The 22716-nt window shown below is 58.9% G+C and carries 27 protein-coding genes and 4 pseudogenes; 23 read left to right on the top strand and 8 right to left on the bottom strand.

From position 1 onward, the window contains the following. Positions 1 to 26: 26 nt before the first annotated feature. Positions 27 to 1004 (top strand): hypothetical protein, encoded by a 978-nt coding sequence (locus P0204_RS20485; RefSeq protein ID WP_276224611.1) that lies wholly within the window; start codon positions 27 to 29, stop codon positions 1002 to 1004. A 217-nt stretch (positions 1005 to 1221) separates the two neighbouring features. Here P0204_RS20485 and P0204_RS20480 read toward each other — a convergent pair whose 3' ends face one another. Beyond that, a complete protein-coding gene (locus P0204_RS20480; RefSeq protein ID WP_276224609.1) occupies positions 1222 to 2355 on the bottom strand; it encodes a competence protein CoiA family protein in 1134 nt (377 codons plus the stop codon). Positions 2356 to 2602: 247 nt separating this feature from the next. Beyond that, positions 2603 to 3364, bottom strand: coding sequence for a response regulator (locus P0204_RS20475; RefSeq protein ID WP_276224593.1), 762 nt, complete (start codon positions 3362 to 3364; stop codon positions 2603 to 2605). Positions 3365 to 3608: 244 nt separating this feature from the next. Here P0204_RS20475 and P0204_RS20470 point away from each other — a divergent pair. The 3 genes and pseudogenes from P0204_RS20470 to P0204_RS20460 all read left to right on the top strand — a co-directional run bounded on the left by P0204_RS20470 (position 3609) and on the right by P0204_RS20460 (position 6994). Then, positions 3609 to 4423: pseudogene (locus P0204_RS20470) on the top strand (IS5 family transposase). A 546-nt stretch (positions 4424 to 4969) separates the two neighbouring features. After that, positions 4970 to 5976, top strand: a pseudogene (locus P0204_RS20465) (arsenic resistance protein). Between the two features lie 190 nt (positions 5977 to 6166). Beyond that, entirely contained in the window at positions 6167 to 6994 is an 828-nt protein-coding gene (locus tag P0204_RS20460; RefSeq protein WP_276224591.1) for a hypothetical protein, read from the top strand. Between the two features lie 1181 nt (positions 6995 to 8175). On the opposite strand, the gene P0204_RS20455 is transcribed toward P0204_RS20460, so the two are convergent. The 5 genes from P0204_RS20455 to P0204_RS20435 form a co-directional block, all read right to left on the bottom strand. After that, complete coding sequence (locus P0204_RS20455; protein ID WP_276224590.1) at positions 8176 to 8985, bottom strand: hypothetical protein; 810 nt, start codon at positions 8983 to 8985, stop codon at positions 8176 to 8178. Between the two features lie 86 nt (positions 8986 to 9071). Further along, positions 9072 to 9245 carry a hypothetical protein gene (locus tag P0204_RS20450; protein ID WP_276224589.1) on the bottom strand — a complete coding sequence of 58 codons (174 nt, stop codon included), beginning with the start codon at positions 9243 to 9245 and terminating at the stop codon, positions 9072 to 9074. A 636-nt stretch (positions 9246 to 9881) separates the two neighbouring features. Next, complete coding sequence (locus P0204_RS20445) at positions 9882 to 10523, bottom strand: hypothetical protein (RefSeq protein ID WP_276224607.1); 642 nt, start codon at positions 10521 to 10523, stop codon at positions 9882 to 9884. Between the two features lie 2 nt (positions 10524 to 10525). Continuing rightward, positions 10526 to 11269 carry an outer membrane protein assembly factor BamB family protein gene (locus tag P0204_RS20440; protein WP_276224605.1) on the bottom strand — a complete coding sequence of 248 codons (744 nt, stop codon included), beginning with the start codon at positions 11267 to 11269 and terminating at the stop codon, positions 10526 to 10528. Further along, positions 11266 to 11412, bottom strand: a complete 147-nt coding sequence (locus P0204_RS20435; RefSeq protein WP_276224604.1) for a hypothetical protein — start codon at positions 11410 to 11412, stop codon at positions 11266 to 11268. Before P0204_RS20435 ends, P0204_RS20440 begins: the two co-directional genes overlap by 4 nt. On the opposite strand from P0204_RS20435, the gene P0204_RS20430 reads away from it, so the two are divergent. From P0204_RS20430 to P0204_RS20420, 3 genes are all read left to right on the top strand, one after another. Continuing rightward, positions 11411 to 11752, top strand: a complete 342-nt coding sequence (locus tag P0204_RS20430) for a hypothetical protein (protein WP_276224602.1) — start codon at positions 11411 to 11413, stop codon at positions 11750 to 11752. The two genes, P0204_RS20435 and P0204_RS20430, sit on opposite strands and share 2 nt — an antisense overlap. 175 nt (positions 11753 to 11927) lie before the next feature. After that, entirely contained in the window at positions 11928 to 12686 is a 759-nt protein-coding gene (locus P0204_RS20425; protein WP_276224587.1) for a beta clamp domain-containing protein, read from the top strand. A 126-nt stretch (positions 12687 to 12812) separates the two neighbouring features. After that, entirely contained in the window at positions 12813 to 13070 is a 258-nt protein-coding gene (locus P0204_RS20420; RefSeq protein ID WP_276224586.1) for a DUF8069 family protein, read from the top strand. Between the two features lie 57 nt (positions 13071 to 13127). Here P0204_RS20420 and P0204_RS20415 read toward each other — a convergent pair whose 3' ends face one another. Then, on the bottom strand, positions 13128 to 13511 hold the full coding sequence (locus P0204_RS20415; protein ID WP_276224584.1) for a hypothetical protein: 384 nt from the start codon (positions 13509 to 13511) through the stop codon (positions 13128 to 13130). 201 nt (positions 13512 to 13712) lie between these two features. Here P0204_RS20415 and P0204_RS20410 point away from each other — a divergent pair, with 201 nt between their 5' ends. From P0204_RS20410 to P0204_RS21230, 16 genes and pseudogenes are all read left to right on the top strand, one after another. After that, a complete protein-coding gene (locus P0204_RS20410; protein WP_276224583.1) occupies positions 13713 to 14669 on the top strand; it encodes an ArdC-like ssDNA-binding domain-containing protein in 957 nt (318 codons plus the stop codon). Positions 14670 to 14736: 67 nt separating this feature from the next. Next, positions 14737 to 15675, top strand: a complete 939-nt coding sequence (locus P0204_RS20405) for a DUF6610 family protein (protein WP_276224582.1) — start codon at positions 14737 to 14739, stop codon at positions 15673 to 15675. Between the two features lie 242 nt (positions 15676 to 15917). Beyond that, positions 15918 to 16244: a HalOD1 output domain-containing protein gene (locus P0204_RS20400; protein WP_276224581.1), complete on the top strand. Its 327-nt coding sequence runs from the start codon at positions 15918 to 15920 to the stop codon at positions 16242 to 16244. A gap of 150 nt (positions 16245 to 16394) precedes the next feature. Continuing rightward, positions 16395 to 16601: pseudogene (locus tag P0204_RS21025) on the top strand (DUF6884 domain-containing protein); the annotation flags it as partial. Positions 16602 to 16816: 215 nt separating this feature from the next. Beyond that, a complete protein-coding gene (locus P0204_RS20395) occupies positions 16817 to 17239 on the top strand; it encodes a hypothetical protein (RefSeq protein WP_276224600.1) in 423 nt (140 codons plus the stop codon). Beyond that, the gene (locus tag P0204_RS20390; protein ID WP_276224579.1) at positions 17232 to 17888 is read left to right on the top strand and encodes a hypothetical protein; all 657 of its coding nucleotides are present in this window, start codon (positions 17232 to 17234) and stop codon (positions 17886 to 17888) included. The genes P0204_RS20395 and P0204_RS20390 overlap by 8 nt, the downstream gene beginning before the upstream one ends. 81 nt (positions 17889 to 17969) lie before the next feature. Further along, positions 17970 to 18644 carry a hypothetical protein gene (locus P0204_RS20385; RefSeq protein WP_276224578.1) on the top strand — a complete coding sequence of 225 codons (675 nt, stop codon included), beginning with the start codon at positions 17970 to 17972 and terminating at the stop codon, positions 18642 to 18644. Between the two features lie 39 nt (positions 18645 to 18683). Then, positions 18684 to 19480 (top strand): annotated as a pseudogene (locus P0204_RS20380) (hypothetical protein). Continuing rightward, a complete protein-coding gene (locus P0204_RS21235; RefSeq protein ID WP_419181166.1) occupies positions 19369 to 19737 on the top strand; it encodes a zinc finger domain-containing protein in 369 nt (122 codons plus the stop codon). The pseudogene P0204_RS20380 and the gene P0204_RS21235 overlap by 112 nt, the downstream one beginning before the upstream one ends. Positions 19738 to 19782: 45 nt before the next feature. Then, positions 19783 to 20118 (top strand): hypothetical protein, encoded by a 336-nt coding sequence (locus P0204_RS20375; RefSeq protein ID WP_276224576.1) that lies wholly within the window; start codon positions 19783 to 19785, stop codon positions 20116 to 20118. A gap of 86 nt (positions 20119 to 20204) precedes the next feature. Next, positions 20205 to 20486: a DUF433 domain-containing protein gene (locus tag P0204_RS20370; RefSeq protein WP_276224079.1), complete on the top strand. Its 282-nt coding sequence runs from the start codon at positions 20205 to 20207 to the stop codon at positions 20484 to 20486. Continuing rightward, complete coding sequence (locus P0204_RS20365) at positions 20486 to 20836, top strand: DUF5615 family PIN-like protein (protein ID WP_276224598.1); 351 nt, start codon at positions 20486 to 20488, stop codon at positions 20834 to 20836. The genes P0204_RS20370 and P0204_RS20365 overlap by 1 nt, the downstream gene beginning before the upstream one ends. Positions 20837 to 20913: 77 nt before the next feature. Further along, positions 20914 to 21216, top strand: coding sequence for a hypothetical protein (locus P0204_RS20360; protein ID WP_276224574.1), 303 nt, complete (start codon positions 20914 to 20916; stop codon positions 21214 to 21216). Further along, complete coding sequence (locus P0204_RS20355; protein WP_276224596.1) at positions 21213 to 21476, top strand: hypothetical protein; 264 nt, start codon at positions 21213 to 21215, stop codon at positions 21474 to 21476. The genes P0204_RS20360 and P0204_RS20355 overlap by 4 nt, the downstream gene beginning before the upstream one ends. 37 nt (positions 21477 to 21513) lie before the next feature. Next, the gene (locus tag P0204_RS20350) at positions 21514 to 21753 is read left to right on the top strand and encodes a DUF8129 domain-containing protein (protein WP_276224572.1); all 240 of its coding nucleotides are present in this window, start codon (positions 21514 to 21516) and stop codon (positions 21751 to 21753) included. Positions 21754 to 22125: 372 nt separating this feature from the next. Beyond that, entirely contained in the window at positions 22126 to 22476 is a 351-nt protein-coding gene (locus tag P0204_RS21230) for a hypothetical protein (RefSeq protein WP_419181167.1), read from the top strand. Positions 22477 to 22716 lie beyond the last annotated feature (240 nt).

Below are 22716 nucleotides of genomic sequence, written 5' to 3'. Positions count from 1 at the left end.
ATACGCGCGACTGAACTCCGAGAGAAATGGTTCTTTCCGTCGTGCTTCAGCTCGGCGAAGTCTGGTCGTACATCCTCACAAACCCTACTTCGACCGCGCAAATAGCCCTTTCAGCCGCGCTCGTGGTGGTCACGGTGGCGTACACGTACTTTACCAAGCAACAAACTGACGAAATGGCGGACACACGGGAGATGTCGAACCAGCCCGTAGTACGCGGCGGTATTACCAGCATGTTCCCGACTAGTCTCGTGGTTGAAATCACGAACACGGGGAATGCTGCGGCACACGACTTACATGCCACGCTCGATTTCGCCGACACCGACGACGACCCTCAGGAGTTCCGCACGTCGATACTCCAGCCCGGGGAGTCGTACGAACTCGGGTTCCCGCTCGATGACGACAAACCCTTCACCACTAACATGCACGGGATTGAGTCGAAGCTAGAAGAGCGCGATTCCGAGGGTATCTTGCACGTCGATACTGAGTTTGAGAGCCCGTTTGGAACGGAGTACGAGGAACACGAGGAGATCGAGTACTTCGACGTTGTGGAGAATATGAATCAGATTATTCGCGATAGCAATGAGGACAAGATTGTGTCTGCTGTCGAGGGTATCGAGGACGAGCTGGGGGCGGCGAATACGCATTTAGAGGAGATAGGGAAGACGGACGAGCAGAAAGAGCGGGAGCGACAGGAGCGCAAGGAACAGGAAGAGCGAGCGGAGCGTCATCAGAATGTGTTAGATACGGTGCAGGAAGCGTCGAGGGTGAAGTTCGGGGAGCTCGTTGAGGAAGTCGGGGAGCCGCCAGAGGATGTTGCAGAGTCAGTTCGGTACTTAGATGTGTTTGTGTCGGTGCCGGATGGCGCTGAGTTACCTGGTGATGATGAGGTGATAGTTGAGTGGACGGAACGAGATAGCGAGAGTGGTTCGGTGGATGCTGGTAAGGAGAGCGAGAGCGATGCGAAAACCGAGACAGAGACGGATGTGGAGGGTGGTCGGAAATGAGCAAGCGCAGTCACTTGAGACCGGCTGTATCCAGCATCAACTCGACCGCGAGCACTTTTTCGGCTCCTCACTGTATTGCTCTTGAGCAGTTCTCATCGGCCAGCTGTTTCAGACGAGAGTCCGTCTGAAGAATAGGATTTCAACAGAGCCACTCTCTGTTAGTTTTGAACAGGCGCCTGATTCTGTGTTTTCTCTTTAGAAGACTCTAAGAAGGGGATTAGAACCAACCTCCGCTGAAATCCTTATCTATATCTGACCTCGGTAGGTCACAAAGTGTGCATCGTTCCTCGTACCGGTGCCAGTTGTGATCACAGTGTTCTTGACGCCTCATCAGTCCCGTCTTGATTTCGTAGATATCTTTCTCGGTATGATCAATGATTGAATTTCCATCCGAATCTATAACCTTTGAGGCCCGACATTTCCCGCATCTCTTCCGTTGGACAGAGGTTTTGTACCTAGGGTCCGCAGAATCAGGGTTTTGTTCGATAGAGAACCAATGGTGGATATGTGGTTCAGGGCTGTCGGGAAAGTCCGGTCTCTCACCGTTCACACGTGTATCAAACTCGAAGCCACATGTCTCCTCGAACGCCGGGCGTTTTGAAGGGTCATGCCACCGATATTTGGTTTCACACAGAGCACACATCGCAATCGAGCCCTGTTGTTGAAACTCGTGTGTGCAGTTCGGGAACGGATCCTCTAGCTGCCAGTCTTCTTCGAGCTGAAACCACTCCTCGGCCGCAAAGTCATTAAGCACCTCGATTTCAGACCAGTTGTACGGCGTATAAGATACGAATTGTTCGGACTGGAGCGCTAGGTCGATATCAGGAAACTCCCGCTGTGTTTCGACATCTGCTGTATCGATCCAGAGGACAGTGTATCCAGCCTCGATAAAGTCCGCGCTCACCCGAGGAATGTTCTTTTCCTCATGTCTGTGCTGAATCTCTACGGCCAGCCCGCGCCCAAACAACCGGTTTTCCGCTTCGAACTCGGCCATCGCATCGGCCCTGCGGTAGTCGCTCTTGCTGCTGGTCTCTGCAACCTCAACCGGTATCTCCTCCCCGTTTCGTTTTGTATCTAGGCTAACGAACCGGTCTGCGAGAGCCTCGACAGCATACGCTTTCACCCGACTGTGGATCTCAGATTCAGCGGTCTCCCGGCCAACACCATCACACTCGTGTCCGTCCGCACCACCAAGCTTCTCGGTGTGCCAGAAGTGCCGTTTCTTTCCGTCGCCATCCCTGATACCCATCTCACCTCCACACTCCGGGCAGTAGAGTTTGTTCTCAGCATCAACCTGGCCGGGAGAGACTAGTTCCCCGCCCCGCGATCCCAAACGCGCGATGAACGGCATCTACAGTTGCCTCTGTTTATGTTGTGGACGCCACCAATCTCTATCTTTTCTAAATCTCTTGGTCTGATTGAGTTAGTTTGTGCGTCTCACACTGGTTAGGGATGGCAGCTCTCTCCAAAAAATTGTTCGTGCTTCTCGCCGAATGCTCTACCGACCAAGCAAACTGACGGTCAGTACAGGGCCTACAGTCACCAGCGACACGTCGGTAGACACCGGCGAGACAACTCTATCAGGACAGTCGACTAACTTACTGATATACCATCGCCTGCGCGACGGGCTCTCCATGGTAGATTCCGGGAGCGGTCGCAACTGTCGCGGTTTTAATTTCGCCGTTCATCGTCTGTATACGATATTCAATTTCTGGCATCGGTTGATCCTCCGTCATGAGCTGCTCAAAGCGTTCGCGTGAAACGTCCCTATCTTCGGGATGCAGAAACTCGACAAAGGATTTTCCTTCGACTTCAGCGTGTGAATCGGCATCAAAGAATTCCACCGCAGCCTCATTCGAGTAGACGGCTCGTCCCTCTTCGTCGAAGAGAACGATCGGTATCGGAGCAGTATCCACCAAATTGTGATAGCGCTCTTCAGTTCGCTCAAAGGCCGCTTCGGCGCGCACACTCTGGACCGAGTTTCGAATTCGATTCGTGAGGATCTTGTACTGGTCTGTCCCGGTCTCTTTCTGGAGATACTCGGTGACCCCGGCAGAGATCGCCTCGCTTGCGATTTGTTCTGAACCGCGCCCGGTAAACAGGATAAACGGAAGGCTCGGATACTCGTCTCGAACCAGTTCTAAAAAATCAAGCCCATTCTTTCCCGGCATGTCGTAGTCACTCACGATACAGTCGAGGTCCTCGACTTGGAGAATTGATAATGCGTCGTCTACGCTTGTAGCAGTGCAGATCGATAGCGCCGAATCTTCACTTTCGAGAATGTCCTTAACCAGATCCGTGAAATCGGGTTCGTCGTCGACGTGAAGGACCTTCACGTCCTCCAACGCAAATGAACTCATAGCGAAAGGGTTGTAAGTGTAGTTCTAACCTCAGGCAATTAGTGTTTGTGCCAACTGTTAGCATAGCTTGCCAGCTCGCTTCGATGACTTGGCACACCTACCTACCTACCTACCGGCTGTTTCAGCGGGAAAGGTGTGGATTCAATAGGAGTTGCCTTGTTTTGCCTGCTAATGGCGGCAGCCTCAGACGCTCAGACGGGAATATTCCGTTAAGCTAACCCGGAAATGGACGCCGTCTGGCGATATGGTATCGCTCAGACGGCTAGCGTGGATGTGTCGAGAACTTGCCAAAGAACACGTAGACGATCCTGACGTACCCGCCGCGCCGGAAGGCGCGGACGGGTACGCCGAGTGGACACAGATAGCGTTGATTCTGTTCCGTGTCGAACTGGAAAAGAGTCTACGAGAAACTGAAGACTATCTCAACGAGATGTCCGGTATTTTAGCTGTATTCGGCCTTGAGGAGGCTCCACACTACAGCTCGATTTGTCGGTGGGAGGATGAGTATCGGATGCGTGAGCTCCGCCGCCTGCTCCGCACTTCGGCGGAGCAGGCGGGCTGGAGCGGTGAAGCAGCGATTGATGCAAGTGGCTTCCAACGCGATCAGACGAGCTACCACTACCGCGACCGCGCAGACTTCTCATTCCAGAAGATGAAGACGACGATTCTGATTGACGTGAACACGCTGCAATCAAGGATACTCATTACACGACGCAGAAGGCGTGGGACGGCCATATTGGGATGCAGGTCTTCCGCCGGAACGCGGAAGACCTGCGTGTGTTGTCTGCTGACGCCAACTACTCTTGGAGCGACCTCCGTGAGGAGTGTCGCTCCAACTCAACGCGGCCGTTGATCAAGCACCGAGAGCAGACACCGCTACAGAAAGCTCACAATGCACGAATGAACGAGGACTACAACCAGCGCTGGATGAGTGAAACCGGGTTCTCGCAGTTGAAGAAAGACGACGGCGAGAAGCTCCGCTCCCGGAGCTGGCACGGCCAGTTCCGGGAGCTCACACGCAAGTGCATCGTGCATAACCTAACGCAGGCGGCGAGTTAGGCTCGCCGCCTGCTCCCCTTCTCCGGACATATCCAGGAGAGGTATCGCCGTCGTCACTTGACCGTGGGAACAAAATGCCATAGTTCTGATCATTCACCAAGCACCAGTAGTGACAGCTACTGCATCGTCTGGTCCCGAAATTGTGCCGCTGACGCTGTGAAAATGTGTCTGAGTAGCCCTATCCGGCCGTTGTCTTGTGATTAAACAAGGCAATAGGAGTTCAACAGAGCCTCGAATTGCAATCCTGCCTTTTACGCTACTCAAAGGCAGTAGCCCCTTCCTTAGAAACTGGTCGTGCTTCTCCCAGCATACTCGACCAAGCAAACTGACGGTCGGTACAGGCTAACAGCTGACCGTCCAGAGTAACGATTAATGCGTTACACAAGTGCCGCGGTTTGGTTTCTACGATAACAATCCGCTCACTTTTCAGACGCAGACACCTCGCATGATACACAGTCAAAAATGCATGTGCGCACCGCCACACGAGGCTGGACATCCCTATGATTGGTTCTCCTGACTTAGCCGCCGGGGTACAGTAGTACGGCTATGAGTGGGCTCTCGAAACGGTGGATTCAGCACAATCAGGTCGCACTGTATGCCGTTTCCGTCCTGTTCGCTATCGGTATCGGTCTCGGGATACCGGGTGCGAGCGCGGTCCTAGAACCGCTGATAAATCCTGTTCTGGCAGTCTTGTTGTATGTGACGTTCTTAGAGATCCCGTTCATTCGCATCCGCCGAGCGTTCCGGAACGGGCGATTCATGGGGGCAGCTCTCGGAATGAACTTCGTCGTCGTTCCGGTGGTCGTGTTTGGTCTCACACGGTTCCTGCCACAAGAGCCGGCAATTCTTGTCGGCGCGTTCATGGTGTTGCTGACGCCGTGTATCGACTACGTTATCACGTTCACAGAACTCGGTGGGGGCGACTCCGAACAGATTACGGCCGCGACACCCGCTCTCATGCTGATTCAGCTCGTGTTGCTCCCGCTGTATCTCTGGCTGTTCATGGGTCAGCAAGTCGCCGAATTCATCGAAGCTGGCCCATTCATCGAGGCGTTCATCGTGATTATTGCCATCCCCTCTCACTCGCGTGGGCGACGGAATACTTCGCAGAGCGTTCTCCCCGTGGCGAAACGTGGCAAGACGTGATGGGGTGGCTCTCGGTACCGATGATGGGCGTAACACTGTTCGTGATCATCGCCTCACAGCTCCCTCGGGTACAAGATTCAATCAGGAAGATCGCTGCTGTCGTCCCGATATACGTCGCCTTTCTGGTCATCATGCCGCTCCTTGGACGGCTCGCGGCTGGACTCCTCGGAATGGGAGTTGGAGAAAGCCGCTCGCTGGTATTCACATCGGTGACACGGAATTCGCTTGTCGTCCTTCCCCTGGCACTCGCACTGCCATCAGGTTATTCGCTTGCGCCAGCCATCGTCGTAACCCAAACACTCGTCGAACTGTCGGGCATGGTAATTCTCACACGGGTTGTGCCGAGTAAGCTTGTACCTGATACCGCTGGTCAATCTCTCAGTGTGGACGGCGTGCAAGGTAAGTAACCCGTATATTACTCTCCTCCACCATATTCCTCGAACGTTCACTACAGAGGAAGAAAGTAGCATCTCAAGTATAAAAGAGTCCTATTGAATGAACACGACTGTATCGAAGTGGACATAGAACAGTACGAACTGTGGAAAAAGCTGAGCCTTTCGGAATATTTTATTATCCAGTGTTAAATAGTCGGACTGAATGAACAAGGCCTTTGTTGTCATTTCAATATTGGTTCTGGTCGCGGCCACGCCCGCAGTCGTACAGGCGACTGACGACGAGATCGCTGATAACTGTGATTACACGCCGTATAGTATCGAGGAACTTGAGGACAAATACGACGCGAACGCGACAGCCGTCGGCGGCGCGATCAACTCACCCGGAGATACCGACGCGTTGTCGCTTCAGGCTGAGAAAGGCGATTATTTCGCCGTGACTATCTTCCATGAGAACATTGGCGACGCGGAACGGCGGCTCACGTTTGACCTCAGTCCAGACACGTCGGCTGCCGAATTAGAAAACATGGAAGAGTACCGTACTGACGCCGATTATTACAAGCGTTCGGAGCCGACGGAGAATGCGTCATTCAAGATATATGCGGAAGAAGACGGTCCCATCTGTCTCCGTATGTTCGAAAACGGTGGATTCCAGAGTGAGTACAAATGGAGTTTCACGATCAGCCAGAACAACGAACACCGGTGGTATCCTGCTTCCGATGGATCGGCGCCGACCCCAACTCCATCACCCACGCCTACCGAAACCCCGACGCCGACCGCGACCCATTCTCCAACCACGACCGATACGGTCACTGTAAGTGATACGAACGGAGGTACGGAGGAAGACACCATCCAAGACAGCGACGGGGACGGCGTGATTGACTCCGAAGATTACGCCCCGAACGACCCTGACGTGCAAGAAAAAAGTGACCTCGTAGACACGACGACCGGCGGGTCCGGTCCCGGCTTCGGACTTGAACTGACTGTCACCACGCTTTTGCTCATAGCGGTTGCCGCCACGCGGAGGTCCTGACGGTCTGTTATCTTGTTTCGCCGTTTTTAGCCAAGCGCCCTTAAAAACTGAAACCACAGGCTTGTTGATTTCACCGTGAAACTGATTGAATATGGTGGTAGGGAGGCATACCCACTGAACAGCTGGTTCAACCCAGCGGTGCTGAAATCAACTCTGTGGGAACGGCCCATCGACTCCGTCTCTATGTATTCGATTTGCCCCGTTGACTCCCGTATTCACGGTGGCAACTCTCTCCAGAAAACTGGCCGTGCTTCTCGCAGAAATTGTGATCAAAACCAGAAGTCTCTGGTGCTGCCCTCAAACGACGAAACATCGGACAGATTCTGTAGACGCTGTTCGGCTTCTTTACGCCGTAGTCCGTAAACCTCCACCACCTCGGGCGTAGCCAGAGCCCCGTGTTCGTTCACAAAGCCCTGCAGTTCCTTTCTCTGGAAGACCCTGGAACGTGAACTCTATGCTGAATAGAGAGCGCGGATCTTGCACGAGAAAAACTACGGAGCCGATTAGGCCGAATCGCGCAGCACAGTCGAACTACCGTTCAGTCTCGGAGCAACCAAACTAGCGAACCTATCAGCAGAAGCGCGCCAACGAGTATCAACCCTCCGCCTGTTTGCGGTGATTCATCAAGCATGGTCGTACCGATTGCCATCGTTGTGATACCGAGCAATAAAAACAGAAGCTTCCATACTATATTGGGGACAAATTCTAGTATCACATCCAGAATAAGTCCAAAGATATCGTCAATCACCATCTCAGCGTGGTCGACAGTTTGACACCTCGTAAAATAAAAGTTTGACATACTGTCCGCAAGATCACAGGTCGACCCTGTGCGGTGAGTTACTCGCTGATCGAGCTAAGGTACACTGGTGACTCTACAATGCTCGACCGCATGGTCGAGAAGGCACTGAGAAAGCTGCTGTTTCCGAAAGCGTGCTCGGCCGGTGCCACGGTCGCCGGCCCGAAGGACGGTCAGAACTGGACCCCGGACCTGTGATTGGGTGATATCTCAGACCAAAATCCTGATTCATTGTGGTTTACCGACGACAAGCGATGCTTAGCCAACCGCTGGCCAAACCGTCGATAATCGCGACGGCGGGTACCGTGGTCGCGAATCCGCTTCCGCTGTAGGGTGTCTGGTTCGGCGACCTGGCGGTGGGTTCGCTGTTAGTGGAAGATCGCACTCAACAGAGCTCCACGGTGATCGTCTCTCCAGCTTCGGTGGTGAGCCTGTGTGTGTCCTCCCCAGCGATGGATGCCTCGTATGAATCGCGAGATGGGAGTTCGGCCTCTTCGAGTCGCTTTTCGACCGCTCGCCACTCGATCCGGATCGGGGCGTCCCGGCTCTCGCTGGGACCGATAGTTGCCGACGCGCCTGAGTCGACGACCGAACCCACTCTGACAGGGATCGTCTGTTCCGCCTTTCCGTTCCCCACCACGCAGCGAAAACTCGGCAACTCGAACGCGTGTCTGAACAACCCGCTCTCGTTCCTGACTTCGACGGTACCGATCCGATCGGTCCGTGTCTCGATCGTCTCGGCGATCGTCACCTCGTACCGTACCACCTCGCCTTCGTTACGGTCGACAGCGGCGAGTGTTAGGGCCGCGCCAACGAGAACCACTCCGGCCGTACCGGCCAGTTCGATCCCGCCGGCGAGGACACCCGAACTCAGCAGCCAGCCCAGACACACGAACAGCACCGCCGAGATTGCGGAGATCGCGAACCGGCCGATCCGCTGCCAATTGTACCACTTCACGAGGTAAAACGACGAGACGGCGTATCCGGCGCCACCGATTGTGAAGCCGACGAGTGAGACGGCTCCGTCCCCGAATACACCGACGGACAACAGTGACAGCGAACCCGCGTACAGTAGGGCGAGTTTGGACGTAACCGAGAGGGATAGCAGAATATCGCGGGCGAAGTAGACGACCGCGAGGATACCGAAGACCGCACCGAACCCGTACGCGATCACACTCGGACTGACTGGACTCATGATCCACCTCGCCGCAGAGCGTGTGCCGGAGGTCCCCGTCTTTCGACTGGTATGGTAGGCATTTTCGGGCAGAGCGACAGTCGTGCTCACGCAGCGCGTTTCAGTATCTGCGGTACGACGATGACCTCGAGGGCAGCGATGCCGAGTGCTGCCCACCTGATGGCCCCGTCCAGAAACGTGAACGCGATGGCTGTGATGACGACAGCGTTGATGGCTGGGAAGCCGTAGTGCGCGAGCGGGTTCTCAAGGATGGAGGGCATACGGTATCAACAAACGGATGATCGATGTTAGTAATTTATATTCGGAGGGACGACCCCAGCAGGGCTACCGGTTTGACCACCTCCAGGGGTCGTGTATATATACTGTCGACGATCGGAGGGAACTGTATGCGTCGGTGGATGTGGATGCTGACGAAGATCCATCCTACAGCTACATAGTTATCGGACTCACGGGAGTGAGTCTGACCGTCGTACTCGGCCGTCCGGGGCGCTACACGGTCGGTATTGCTACCCTCGAGTTTGATGGGTTCTGATTCGTACTCGTCTGTTCATCATGCTGCTTGTACGTTCTGTTACTGACGAGTCCGATCCAGCCCAATATGATGCGGGGCAGTAACGCGACGAACGAGCAGTCTAATTTCGAACCAACAGGCCAGAGCAGGATCCGAGGCGTTGTTGGCTTCACTCATCGCCGGTTAAATATCGGTCTCGAATTTTCTTGAAAGAGTAGATCACGACATTGATCGCCAGCACGAGAAGAACAGTGAGTACCATCCCGACTGGATCAGTCGCGCCGTACTGTAGTGTAACACCTGACTGGAGGACAACAGCGTTAGCAATCATCTGCGGGGACCACATCGTAGTTCCTATGACAAGCTGAAATTGATTACGATACTACTATGATTCGGTGTGCCCGCCGCTGATTGGCGACGCAGTCACGACCAACAGGTCGTATCCGACCAAGGCCGCCATCGCGGCCGTCGGTACGGCAAGCAGAAGTCCGCCGGCGGGGTCGAAGTCGACGCCGGACAGCGAAATACCTACGTAAAGGGCCGTCAACGACGGGCCGCCGGCAAGGGCGGCGCCGAGTCGCACCTGTCCGCTCCGGAGATAGCCCCCGCCCCAGGCGACGAGTCCCGGGACGATGACTATCAGAGAGAGCACAGCCAGCAGCCCACCGTAGACACCGCCGACGAAGTCGTTCGGGCCAGCTGACGTGACTAGAGCGGTCCCGAACAGCCAGACGAGAGCCACTAGAAGCGTCACCCGGGCGGTCCAACGTTGCCAGTCCGGCATCGCTGGGCCGTCGCGTCGGTAGAGTGCGTACAGCCCGGCAAGGACGAACACGTTCGCGCTGACGGTCAACGCCGGGACGACGACACGCTGTGCCCAGACCGCGCTGAACGGCGCCGGGTCGAACACGTACGAATCCCCCGGCCGGGGGGCAGGCCAGACCCCGAGCGGGAGCATCGCGCCGAGCAGACACAGCGCGCCGACGACGGCCAGCGGTCCCCCGCTCCGTGATGAGGGACGCCACACGGTCAGTCACCTCCGAGCGCTGCGACGACACCTTCGGGCGAAACTGTTACCAAGGCATCGTCAAGCACCGCCGGCGGCTGTAGCCCGTCCTGCAGCGGGTATCGCCAGGTGGCGTCGCCGAAGTCACTCGTGAACGCGACCAACCCGGCTGACTGGAGCGTGAACAGGCCGTCGCCGGCGGCAGCGGTCACGGCACCGCTACCGACCTGCGAGCACCACCGTGGCGTCGGCTTCCCGTCGGCCGCCCGGTCGAACGCGAACGTCGCGTCGCCGGCCTCGCCCGGTGATTCGACCGCGTAGATGCTCTCGGGCGTGACGACCGGCGGGGCCAAGAACCGACCACGATCGATCCGCCACTGTTCGGAGCCGTCCGACAGCGCTCGACCGGCTAGATCGTTCCCCGTGCTGAGATACACCGTCCTGTCCGCGACGACGGCGTGCTCATTCGTGCCCGTCGGCACGGTCCACCGGCGCTGGCCGGTTTCAGCGTCGAGAGCGACCGTCCGATCCTCGCCGACAAGGATCGTGTCGTCGGCCACCGCTGGGTCCCTGGCGTCGACTGAGGCCGTCCATCGTGGACTGCCGTCACGAGTATCTACCATCGTTAGCCCGTCCGTTGTCGGACAGATTACCCCCTCACCGGTTCGCGCCGGCGTCCCCGCACCTGTCACGTTGTCCGCACGCCACAGAGTGCTCCCGTCCGCGATGTCGAGGGCGATGACGCCGTCGGCCGTCGGACAAATCACCGTCTCGTCCGTAACGATCGGGGACGCAGGTTCTGGCCGTACCCGTGTGCTGACTCAACGGCCGCCGGCACGAGGTCGCGGCGCCATCGTTCGGTGCCGTCACGGAGCGACAGGCCGAACAGCCCTGCTCTGGTGGCTACCATGACCGTCTCCTCGGCGACGATCGGTCCACTCGTCAGCCGCTCAGTCTCGTCTCCCGAACTGACGGAGATAGTCGACCGCCACTGGACTGACGGCGTCGGTGACGGAGACTCCACTGGAGTGTACCCTGTATTCGCCGCGTCGAACCTCGGTGACGGCCACACGCCATCGGGGATTGTTTCGAACGCCGACCCGTCGGCCGTCCCGACGGTGTGTGACGGCTCCGGTGTGTCGGTGTCTGGACAGGACGAGGAGCAACCGGCGATACCGGCGACCGCACCGGATACGACTGTCCCGAGGAACGTACGTCGCAACGTGGAGGGCATCAATTACGGTGTCTGACCGATTTACAAAAATAACCAGTGGAGTCTCTCAGTTAGAGAGATACCCCACTGTGTGTTACACGGGGTCCATCGGGCGCCTCATAACCAGACGAAGAGTTGGTGGGAAATGCATATACTCATCTCACGGGAACTCACACCATATTTGTTTCCAGGAATCGTCATCTCTGTTCACGTTGGATGCGCCCCGCCATCTCCGGATCAGCGGCGAGATCCAGGTGTTCGACCAGATCTTCACCGCCGCCGGGGCGGTTGCGGACGAGGTTCGAGTTGGTGTGTCGACGTCGACGCTCGCGATCAGAGCGGGCGACGTCATGAACCACCTGATGGTTGACCTGAGTGTCGACGGAGACTCTTTCGAGACGTTCACGGCGGGTCCGGGGACGCTGGGGGTGACTGTCAGCCGAGTCCGGGAAGCACTCTCGATCGGGGAGCCGGACGACCTCGTACAGTTCTCTCTCAAAGCCGCAAGTGGAGCGCTGGAGATCACGATCAACGGAATTTCCCGAACTGTAGACCTCGAACCAGTCGAGTTGCTCCGCAACCCACCGAATATTCCGCCCGTGGAGTTGCCAGCGACGGCGCACTTCGACCAGGGAGACTTCAAATTCGCACTCAGGGCGGCGAAGAAGGCCAACGATCGTTTCGATCTGACCGTCGACCCCGACGCCGGCGAACTCCGGTTCGAGGCTGTTGGAGACACCGACAGCATGGTCTACCGGCGCGAGGCGACCGATCTGGTGGCATTCGACCCCGCTGACGTCCAGGCAGCCTTTGACGCCGATCTGGCCACATCGGTAAGCAAGGGGCTGCCCAGCGGGGCCAACCGTGTTCTCCATATCGGAGACGAACTGCCGCTGGTCGTCAAGTCGCAGTTCCCCGACGCAGACGGAGCCTGTCAATTCATTATCGCGCCGAAAATGCCCGAAGAGTAGCTGAGTGGGTGGTTTTCTCCGGAAGCGGTGGTGTGTTTAACCAACGCTGAGACCCGTTTGTCGCGTCTGTTGGTTAAGCCGATTTTCTGCGCCCCTGGCGGGTGAGGGCCAACCCTCGTGAGCACAATGGACCCTGCAATACCAGACTACGAACGCTTCGAGCGCCGACAAATCGCACAGGACCGAGACCGACAGCGGCCAGATACCTTCAAGGTCGACGAGCAACGAGCCCGCGATATTGTTCAGCGGCTAGCCGACGAGGGGACGGTCTCGTTCATTCCAGAGGCCGGAGTGATCTGTCACGATCCGTCGGGCAAACTGTTCGAGTCCAACACCGCGCTGGCGTACTTCCACAAGGGGTGGGAATCAGCGGAAAGCGAGTAAGAAAACAACGGAATCTTTACTGATTTCTTCATCTCTTCAGAGGTCAGTACAGCGGTACTACTCGACAGCCGTACTTGGAGAAGATAAGTCATCTATGCCCCCTCTATCCTGTTCAAGGTTAAACTGCCAGTATATGACAAAGAACCCGGCGAACAGCCCTCCCCAGAGATAGAACCCACCGCTCAGCCCCCATATCCCGAAGGTTCTGATGGCCCACAGCGTAAAGAGCAGCGCCGAAAGCCCGACCCATCCCAGTTTCTTCGGGTCTTGTTCTTGGATATGGACGAGGTAGCGAACGACACCGACGACACCAAACGCAATCCAGAAGACTCCTCGGAGTGCAGGCGACGACCGACCTTCCCTCTTGGCTTCCCGATAGGTATACTGGCCGATCAGAACCAGAAAGAACAGCGAAACCAGTCCCTCTGCTAACCACGCCATATCTTTTCTTGGATCTTAGAGCTCAAGTCGCTTCTGGTGGATGCGCACACCTACTGATCAGCTGGTTCGTCCCAGTAGCTCTGAAAACAGCGCTGCTCTCTGACAGCCTGTGCCAGCTCCCTCAAGCAGTACAGCAGCGGGATTTTCTGCCCCCAGGGGAGGTGCGGGGTCGTGCCCGAGAGCGCGATCCGACACAGAACCATGTCGACGACACAGAGCAACCTCCCCGACCAGGAGCACAGCCAGCAGACCACTACCTTCGACGATTCGGACAGCCGTGCCGACGACATGCGCGAGCGCCTCAACGGGTGGGTCGAGGACCTCGCTGACCTCACCGACGAGGCCCAGGCCAGCGAGCAGTTCCAGCGCTGGCTGGACGTCCAGTCGAAGTTCCATGACTACTCGGCCCGGAACACGCTGCTCATCAAGATGCAGTGTCCCAACGCGACCCGCGTTGCGGGGTACAACACCTGGAAGAACGAGTTCGATCGCTACGTCCAGGAAGGGGAGTCGGCCATCTGGATCTGGGCGCCCATCATCACGAACAAGTGTCCCGAGTGCGGGAACTCGCCGTCGTACCACGAGAACACGGATTGCGAGTACGACGAGACCGACCCGGACGAGTGGTCCCGCGGACTGGTCGGGTTCCGGCCAGCTAGCGTTTTCGACATCTCCCAGACCGAGGGCGAGCCACTCCCCGAACTGGAGACAGAGACCCACGGCGACCCGGAGGGACTCGTCGAAGACCTTCTGGCTGGGACCGACGAAATCGGCGTCGACGCCCAACTTGTCGAGTCCGACGAGTGGGACCACGGAGCCGCAAAGGGGGTCTGCACGCGCCGAAGCGTGACGACGACCAATCCTGTGGTCGAAGTGAAGCATCAGGACAACCGAGCAGCAGTCGCGAGCGTGCTGATCCACGAGTTCGCCCACGCCAAGCTCCACTTCGACGTCCAGGACGACACGGAACGGGACAAGCGTGAGGTCGAAGCCGAGGCCGTCGCCTACATCGTCAGTCGACACTTCGGGCTGGACCCGGACAACTCGGCGTTCTATCTCGCTGCCTGGGATGGGGACGCAGCCGAGACGTTGCGGGACCGCCTGGATCGGATCTCCTCGACAGCAGCGGATCTCATCGACGCCGTCGAAAACGAGTAACCACCAGGGTGGGATTTTGTGGCGCGCTGGCCAGCTGGGCGCGCCCGATAGTGGCGCGCGATACTCCATGTCCTCCGAGGCGATCCACTCCTGGTCAGCGACGGCCATCGGCGACGCACAGCACGCAGACTACGTCGGATTCCTCCATCGCGAGCCCTTCGTGATCGACGCCTACGCGCGGGGATTCGCCGTCGGCGTTCGCGAGGACTACTCCTATCAATCGTCGCTCCGGAACGTCGACATCCCGGTCGAGATCCTCGACAACGACTTTCGGAATCCCGACCTGGACCGGTACATCGAGCGGTTCGAGACCTACGAGCCGTCGGTCGGGATACTCGGCGATGCGTACGATCGCCAGGAGGCCAGACGCTACAACAAGGCCGCACGGGAGCTGACACGGAAGTTTCCGGAGACGGAGATTATTGTCGTCCCGAAGTGCCGAGAGGCTATCGACGAGATCGACGAGGACATCGTACTCGGGTACCCGCTGGGCTACTCCGACCAGACCGCCCAGGAGTACATAGATATCGTCGACTGGCGGGGCCGGCGAGTGCATCTACTGGGGGCGAGTCCCCCGAAACAGTACGAGGCCATGGAGGCGCTGACACAGCCGCGTGTCACCGGCGAGGAGCCAGCCGATATCGTCGGCGTCGACTGGAATGGTATCCATCTCGCGGCGTTACACGGCGAGTATTTTACGCCCCACGGCTACGGCACGGCTGACCATCTCTCGATCCGGGAGACGGTTCGCGAGAGCCTGGAGTGGATCAAGCGATTCTGGCAGGACAAGGGCGTCTGGCCCAGCAGCGGAGACGCTCGAAGCCCGCTAGAGAGCGAGCCGATGGACCCCGTTTGGGCTGTCGACGGCAGCCGGGCGACTGCGGAGGCTCTGGAGGACGCCATCGTCATCGAGTACGAGAACGGCCAGACACTCGCCTATCGCGATCAGCATGAGCGAGAGCGAATCGAATACCGGGAGGGGCTGACGCCGAAGGCCGAATACTGAGGCCAGCTAGCATTGGTTTCTGAAACCATCGGTCCGTGACAGGTCTCGGTGGACTTGCTGCATACAGGGCGCGTATCTCGCATGAAATCCTTGCCAGAAAGAGGCCGCTTGAATCGGTCAGTACAGGCTGCTCACCGACCGCTTAAACCGACCACGTAATAGCCAAAACGTGTCTTCAACTATCTCCTTGCTATTCTTTCTCCCTAAAAAACAAATACCACCCGCTACACGTTTTGTCTATCATGACCGAGCAGAGTGTCTGTGAGTGCACACCCGTAGTAGGGACACGGTTTGAGGGTGAACGCGGACGCCCCCCGTCTCTGGCAATTATCGAAGCGGTGGCAGCAGCCGAGGGCATCAGCCCGATAGAACTTGACCCATTGTCCGACGAGATCGACTTAGAATCGATAGACAAGTTGCTCACAGGCCCTGACGGTACGCCGAACCTTCTCCATTTCTCCGTGAATGAATGGGATGTTTTTGTTCGTGATGACGGTGCTATCCGGGTATGTGACCCAAACCATGTAACCGATCCCGAACCGGTGTTCGAAAAACCGGTCTGTGATTGATACGCACACTGAGCAGTTGAGTCAGTAGAGCGTCTCTGAAAGAGACGGGCCGTCGTGCTGCGTAGAACCTCTGTATCTCGCACGTTAGTTTACCGCCAACAGCCTCTAGTAGCGGTTTTTTGACTCCCTGACGGGGTGAGGGAGTCAACGATGACCACCACGCAGACAGAACGAACCCGCGGCCGCTTCGTACTCATCGGTTGCGGCGACGCGAAAACCGACGATCCAGCCGACGCTCGCAACCTCTACACGTCCTCGTATTTTGCGGTCAAGCGCAAGTACGCCAAAGCGGCCGTCCAGTGGGCACGAACCGCCGACCGACGAGCAAACGCCTGGGGCGTCCTCTCCGCCGAACACGGCGTGTTGCTGCCCCGCCAGACGGTCGCTCCCTACGACACCACGGTCGAGGACCTGCGGGGCGAACCGATCGACGGAGAACCACACTACCGGCTCCCGTCGGGAGACCGAGTCGCAACCCGTCAGATCAGTGGGCGCTTCGTGTCCACTCGGCTCTGGGCGATTGGCTTCGCCGCCCGTTTGCCGCCGATCAACAGGAGTCGCCCTGCCGGGAGTTGGTCGTACTGGCAGGCAGTGACTACGTCGATGCGCTTTGCGAGCGCGAGATTTTCGACGGACGGCCGACCGCCATTCGGACCGATCGCGAGACGTACCGAGCGCTCCCGCCGAAAGCGACTGTCCGGTTCCCCTTCCAGGAGCGGGAGTTCGACGGGATGTTCGACCAGATGGCGTGGCTCTCCGACCGGGCTGAGGACCTTGACACAGCCGCCACGCCCGCCAGAGAATCGGAACTCTCAGCCTTCGACGGGGGCTTCGAGCGCAAACGTGCCTCGTGGCAAACAGACCACAGTAGCGTCGACGTCGACGGCACCGAGCAGGCAGGCCTGGAAGCGTTCGAAGACGTCCCCGAACGATTCCTTGCCACGAGGCAGACGAGCCTCGCGACCGACGGCGGCGAGGGAGGCCAAGATGTGTAGTCCACGAGGGCGTCACATCGAACGGGCAGCCGACGTTCGCGTCGGGACGCCGCTAGATCGAGAGACGATCAGATCCACCGAGACTGGATTCCTGGCCGTCTGTGCTGACCACCACTGTTCCTGGCAGGGCTTGTTCCCGAGCCGAGAGATGGCCAGCGAGGCAGTCGAGACACACGTCGAGCGAGCCCGACGGTCTCCGGATTACGACTACCACTTTGGCAGCCAGTACCCCTTCGTCGTCGAGTTGCTCGACGACACGACGGCACGGGTCTGTCCCGATCAGGATCTGGACCCGCTCAAGCCGTGGAAGGCCAGCTACGACGGCCAGAAGCTCACGCGAGCGGAGTGTGAGCGGCCACCTCTCGACGAGGAACTGCATCGGGGAGACCTTCTCGAGTGCCATAGCCCTGGCGACGGCATGGTCCTTCAGGTCTCTCGCACCCGATCGTTCGGCCTGCCCGCGTTCAGCATCGTGTACGTCTCGCCGGAGGCCGCGACCAACGAAGACGGAAGTTATCGGGAAGCGGACTACCGATACCTCAACAAGTACGTCACTCGCGACGGCGAGGCGGTTCGTGTCCCCGACTCCGATCGGCTATCGTTCCTGGGACAGACAGACGCACAGAGTGACCTCCGGCGCTGGTCTTAACCAACACTGGGTCGGGTTCCTGTGGGTGTGTTGGTTACAACGCAGCCAGCCCCGTTTTCTGTTCCTCCAGAGGGTGAGAGGATGTCGACAGACAGTTCCACTCCGACCGAGGAAACGGCTCACGACTACTCCGGCGGCTTCGAGTTCATCACGCTCGCCGGCGACCACGAGATCGAGGCGGCGTACTCCTGGCGGTACGTCGACCGTATCCAATTGCGGGAGGGCGATACAGTCCGAATCGAGGACACCGACGGCTACTATGTCGAGGACGAGGAATTTCATTGTACTTGCGGCGAGGAGTTCGAGAGCGAAGCAGCGGCCAAAACCCACCTTCGGGAGCAGGCAGTCCAAGGGCCGCCGGTGCCCAACGCCGACGCCCCGACCCCGATTTCCTGGCAGGACGAAGTGACCGACGAGTGTGACGGGTTCGTCCAGCTCCGCCTGGGTCGTGGCCGTTCCACCGGCAAGGTCGTCGACGGGCAGGAGTATCTCGTCGCCGTCTCCCGGGCAACATACACGCCGCCAGCTGGGTTCCGGTTCGACGCCTGGGAGCCACTGGAATCCGGACGACTCACGTTCCCCTCCGGGCGACCACTGTTCTCGGCGCGGTTGCTGTCGCGAGCGCTCGCAACGCTCGTCGACGGCCACCGGTACACGCCTGAGCGGTACACGCTGTACTTCCTGGGCGATGATGGGATGCTGCTGGAGGGGCCAGACAGCGCGGTTCTCGTCGCTCCGAAACAGTCCTCACAGTAACTCACAGGGTGGTTTTCTGTTCCTCCGGCGGGTGAGAGGATGGCTACTCACCCACCCACGCAGTCGTTCCAGCATCGTCCGTCGACGAGCTGTACCTGTCCGATTCATGCGGGCGGCGACCCGTTCACGGTGCCGCTGGGGTTCGATTCGCCGACCACGTCGACGTCGCCCCGATCAACCGGGAGACCGCAGCCGCCGTCTACGAGGCCCACCACTCATACATGGACTCGCTGCCGTCGGTCAACCTCGCCCACCACGGGCTGTATTTCCAGGAGTCGCTCGTCGGCGCGATTACGTACCGGTATCCGCTGATCTCGAAGAAGCGAATCCGGTACGGCGTCGACGGCCAGTTGCGTCCCGAACCCGTCGACGTCGAGGCATTGCCACGAGGCATTCGGCCAACAGCCCGCCGGGTCCTCCCGTCGACGGACGAGCCCGTTGTCGACAGCGAAGTCGTCGCCGGCGACACGATCGTTGAGGTCGCCCGGATCTGTCTCGGTGTCCGGATGCCCAACCTCGCCTCGGCAGCGCTGGCCCGCTCCCAGGAGCGTTTCGTTCGCGACCACGAGGACCGCGGTATCAGGTTCCTTCTGACCTGGGTGCGAGCCGATTTCGACGGCGCGATGGTTCGGGCCCTCCGAGACAAAGGCTGGACCTGTACCGGGTATCGGGAGCCAGGGCAAGCGAGCAACCGTGAGGACAAGCCGATTCGCGAGCGGTTCAAGTGGCGGTTTCTCTGCCCGGTCAAGCGCGTTCGCGAGCGGTTCAAGTGGCGGTTTCTCTGCCCGGTCAAGCGCGTTCGCGAGCAGTCAACGCTCGGACGGTGGTCAGAGTGACCGTCCAGTGTTCGACCTGCGGGGAGCAGTGGGAGCGAGATCCAGCGCTGGAAGTCGACTGCCCCGCCTGTGGCGCCGACGTCGGCAGCCAGTGTCGCCGGCCCAGCGGGCATCCCTGCGCTGTCCATGCTGGGCGAGACAAGCGAGCGCTCCGCGAAGTTGCGGGCTACGAGCAGTGTCCAGGGGCGGACCCAGAGCAGTCCGACACGGCCGTCGACCGGTCGCAGACAGATATTACGCAGTGTTCTAAGCGATAACTTAATCCATATTTTTATTTTATATTCCTGTTGAAGTGGGAAAATATGTTACCAGAAACTGTCAAAGAAAGTCTGGTGAACGCTCTGGAGGCGGATCGGCAGGCGGCCCGGAACGTGGCTGTTCAGTGGTTCGAAGATGTGCCACACAACGATGTCGATCTCGCAAAGGGCGACGGCCAGACCACGCTCCGGTCCTGTGGGTTCACGGCAGTCTTCGAGCACGGCGACGGCGGGTACGAGTCCCAGGGAACAGCCTCACTCAATTTCGTGTACGATGGCGAGGAGTACATTCTTCGGAGTCTCACGGTTCCTTTCGAGCCGGTGAGCCACGCCGTCGGGGCCGGAGGGTCGGTTCGGTTCCCGCCGTTGAATACCAGTTAGAGAACTCCCTCGATTGTGGCCCCCTGGTACAGTAGCTGATATTCTGAAGCCTGCAATTCAAGTACCGACGGAGTGTACAGAATAATATGAGTCAAGTGGCACGTCAGATCGTTCGTGAACTCCATGACGAGCCACATCTAGAGGGACGACGAATCACGGTTCAGTTCATCAAGACACAGATCGAAGACCGTGGTCTCAGTCCCCGAACTGTCGCTGACCGCCATGATATTGATGTCGCAGATGTGTATCGTGCACTCACGTATTATTACGATCACCCAGAAGAGATGCAGGTCGTAGAAGCCGACAGAGAGGCAGCGATCGAAGAGCACGAACACCTGACCACCGATCCTGACGACGTCCGGGACTGATGGCGTATCGTATTTTGGCCGACGAGAATATTGAGCGTGCGACGGTCACGTATCTCCGGAAGCTCGGTCACGACGTGGAGTGGATTCGAGACGTCTCCGAACTTGGTGTCGGTAGTTCTGATACCGCTATCGCCAGTTACGCGACGGCCGGAAATCGGCTGATTCTGACCCAGGATGATGATTTCTTTACCGAGATGGACCTCTCTCAGAGTCCAGGGTTCTCTTCCAGAAAGACCAGACGCTCGCTGCACGCGAAGTCGGCGACATCGTCCACGAAATGTCTGAGTATCTCGATCAAAAGGATGTCACGCTGGAATATGTCAGTTCTAACTGGCTGTAAGAGGGGTTGACAGCTCGTCGGTTTCCTACCGTTACAGACAGGCTAGCTCTCTCCCCGGGTTTTGTGTGCCTCCTTGGAGGTGAGAGGATGTCTCGAAACCAGTCTCGACCCGGCAGTGTGGGTGTCTCGTGTCAGAACCACTCGGCGTTCATCGAGTCCATCGCGAGGAGCGCTCGCGAAGACGCTAGCGACCACGACCTCGAAGCCGTGGTCCTGCGGGCGGTCGCCCGGCACTCGGAGATCCTGGATCTGCCGGACGTACTGGAACTGCGGACGGTCCTGGACGTCGACCTCGACGAGACGGCGCCGCTGGAGGCCCGCGTCGCGACGATCGTCGACGCCATCGAAGCAACGGTCGCCAGCTGGCCCCAACAGGAGGCCCCGGAATGAGCTCGGAGGGGACCGCAACGCTGGGCGACTTCGGCGCCGGTGGCCGACGGTCGGAGGCGATGATCGACAAGAAGCAGGCGGCGATCGACGCTACCGTAGGCCAGTGGGAGTTCCAAGCCCGGACGCGGAACATGATCGGCTGGCACGTTCCCGACACGACGGCGGCGCTGCTCCTTCGGTCGACGGACCAGGGCTGGGTGCTTCGGCGGGCTGGGAAGTTGATCGGGTCCTGCAAGACACTCGACGAGGACTCTCCTTAGCTCGCAAGCACATGCAAGAGCGCCCGGAGGGGCGGCGATGAGCGACGATCGCGACGCGATCCTCGACGAACTCCCGCCCGAGCGGCTGTTGGACGGCGACCACCTCCAGCCGATCATAGCCGGGATTCGCTGTATGCACTCTGTCGAGACCGTCCAGCAGTATCTCGCCTACGAGAACCAGCACCGGAACCGCACACCAGTGCAATCGAACTTGCGGATGCGAGCGCGGGAGCTTCGTCGAGAAGAAGCCGAATCAGGTGAGCAGATTCCGGGCTGATTTTCTGCACCCCCGGTGGCTGAGGGGTGTCCCAACGAGGACGTCCCGCCTGCAACACATGGCTACCACCCACACTACGCAGATCGACGTCGAGGAGGCTAGCCCGGACAAACGCACCGTCGCCGCACTCACCGAGGTGATGACAGTCCTGAATTCCATCGGTCGGGTGCGGGACGCACCGGTCTGTTCCTGGTCAACTCCAGTTCTGGCTCGGAGTATCTCGTCGACACCTACCAGGGAACGTGCGAGTGTCCCTGGCAACAGTACAACCCCGACCAGGAGTGCAAGCACCGCAAGCGGGTCGCCTTCGCGACCGGCGAGCGACCCATCCCCGAGTGGATCGACGCCGGCGCCCTGGACGACCAGTTCGGGATGCACGTCGACGGCGAGCCGCGCCGAGCGGTGGCCGACGGGGGTGTCGCGCAGGCCCGCGTTGACGATGGCGGTATCACCGACCCAGCCGAGGACCCCTTCGCAGTCCGCTCCGAAGACGAGCCACGGACCAAGCGGGCCAAGCGCGAGTCTATCGACGTCGCCTTCTTGGAACAGCCCGGTGTGTACGAGGTCCACTCGGCGTCGGACAGTCGCTACGAGGTCGACGTCCTCGAGGAGACGTGTACCTGTCCCGACACCGCCGATCGGTGCAAGCACCTCCGGCGTGTCGATATCGAGATTCGCGAGGGGCTGGTGCCCCGCCCCGACGGCAAGCTTCCCGACGCCTGACCAGCAGTGACGCGGTTGTTTTCTGACTCCCGAGGCGGGTAGAGGAGCGATTCTCCATGTCTTCGCGTGTCCAGACACGACTCGACGCATCGACGCAGAACTGTCCCGAGTGTGGCGCCAGCCTGGCCACGGGCGGCCAGGAGACACACTGTCCGGAGTGTGGCCTGGTCGTCGACGAGCAGCCCGTCGACCACGGCCCCGAGTGGCGCTCGTACAACGACGAGGAGTGCAAGCGAACCG

This window comes from Haloarcula halophila, assembly GCF_029278565.1.
GTDB lineage: Archaea > Halobacteriota > Halobacteria > Halobacteriales > Haloarculaceae > Haloarcula > Haloarcula halophila.
The sequence above is the reverse complement of the archived record's forward strand: the minus strand, read 5'-3'. Positions and strand labels throughout refer to the sequence as shown.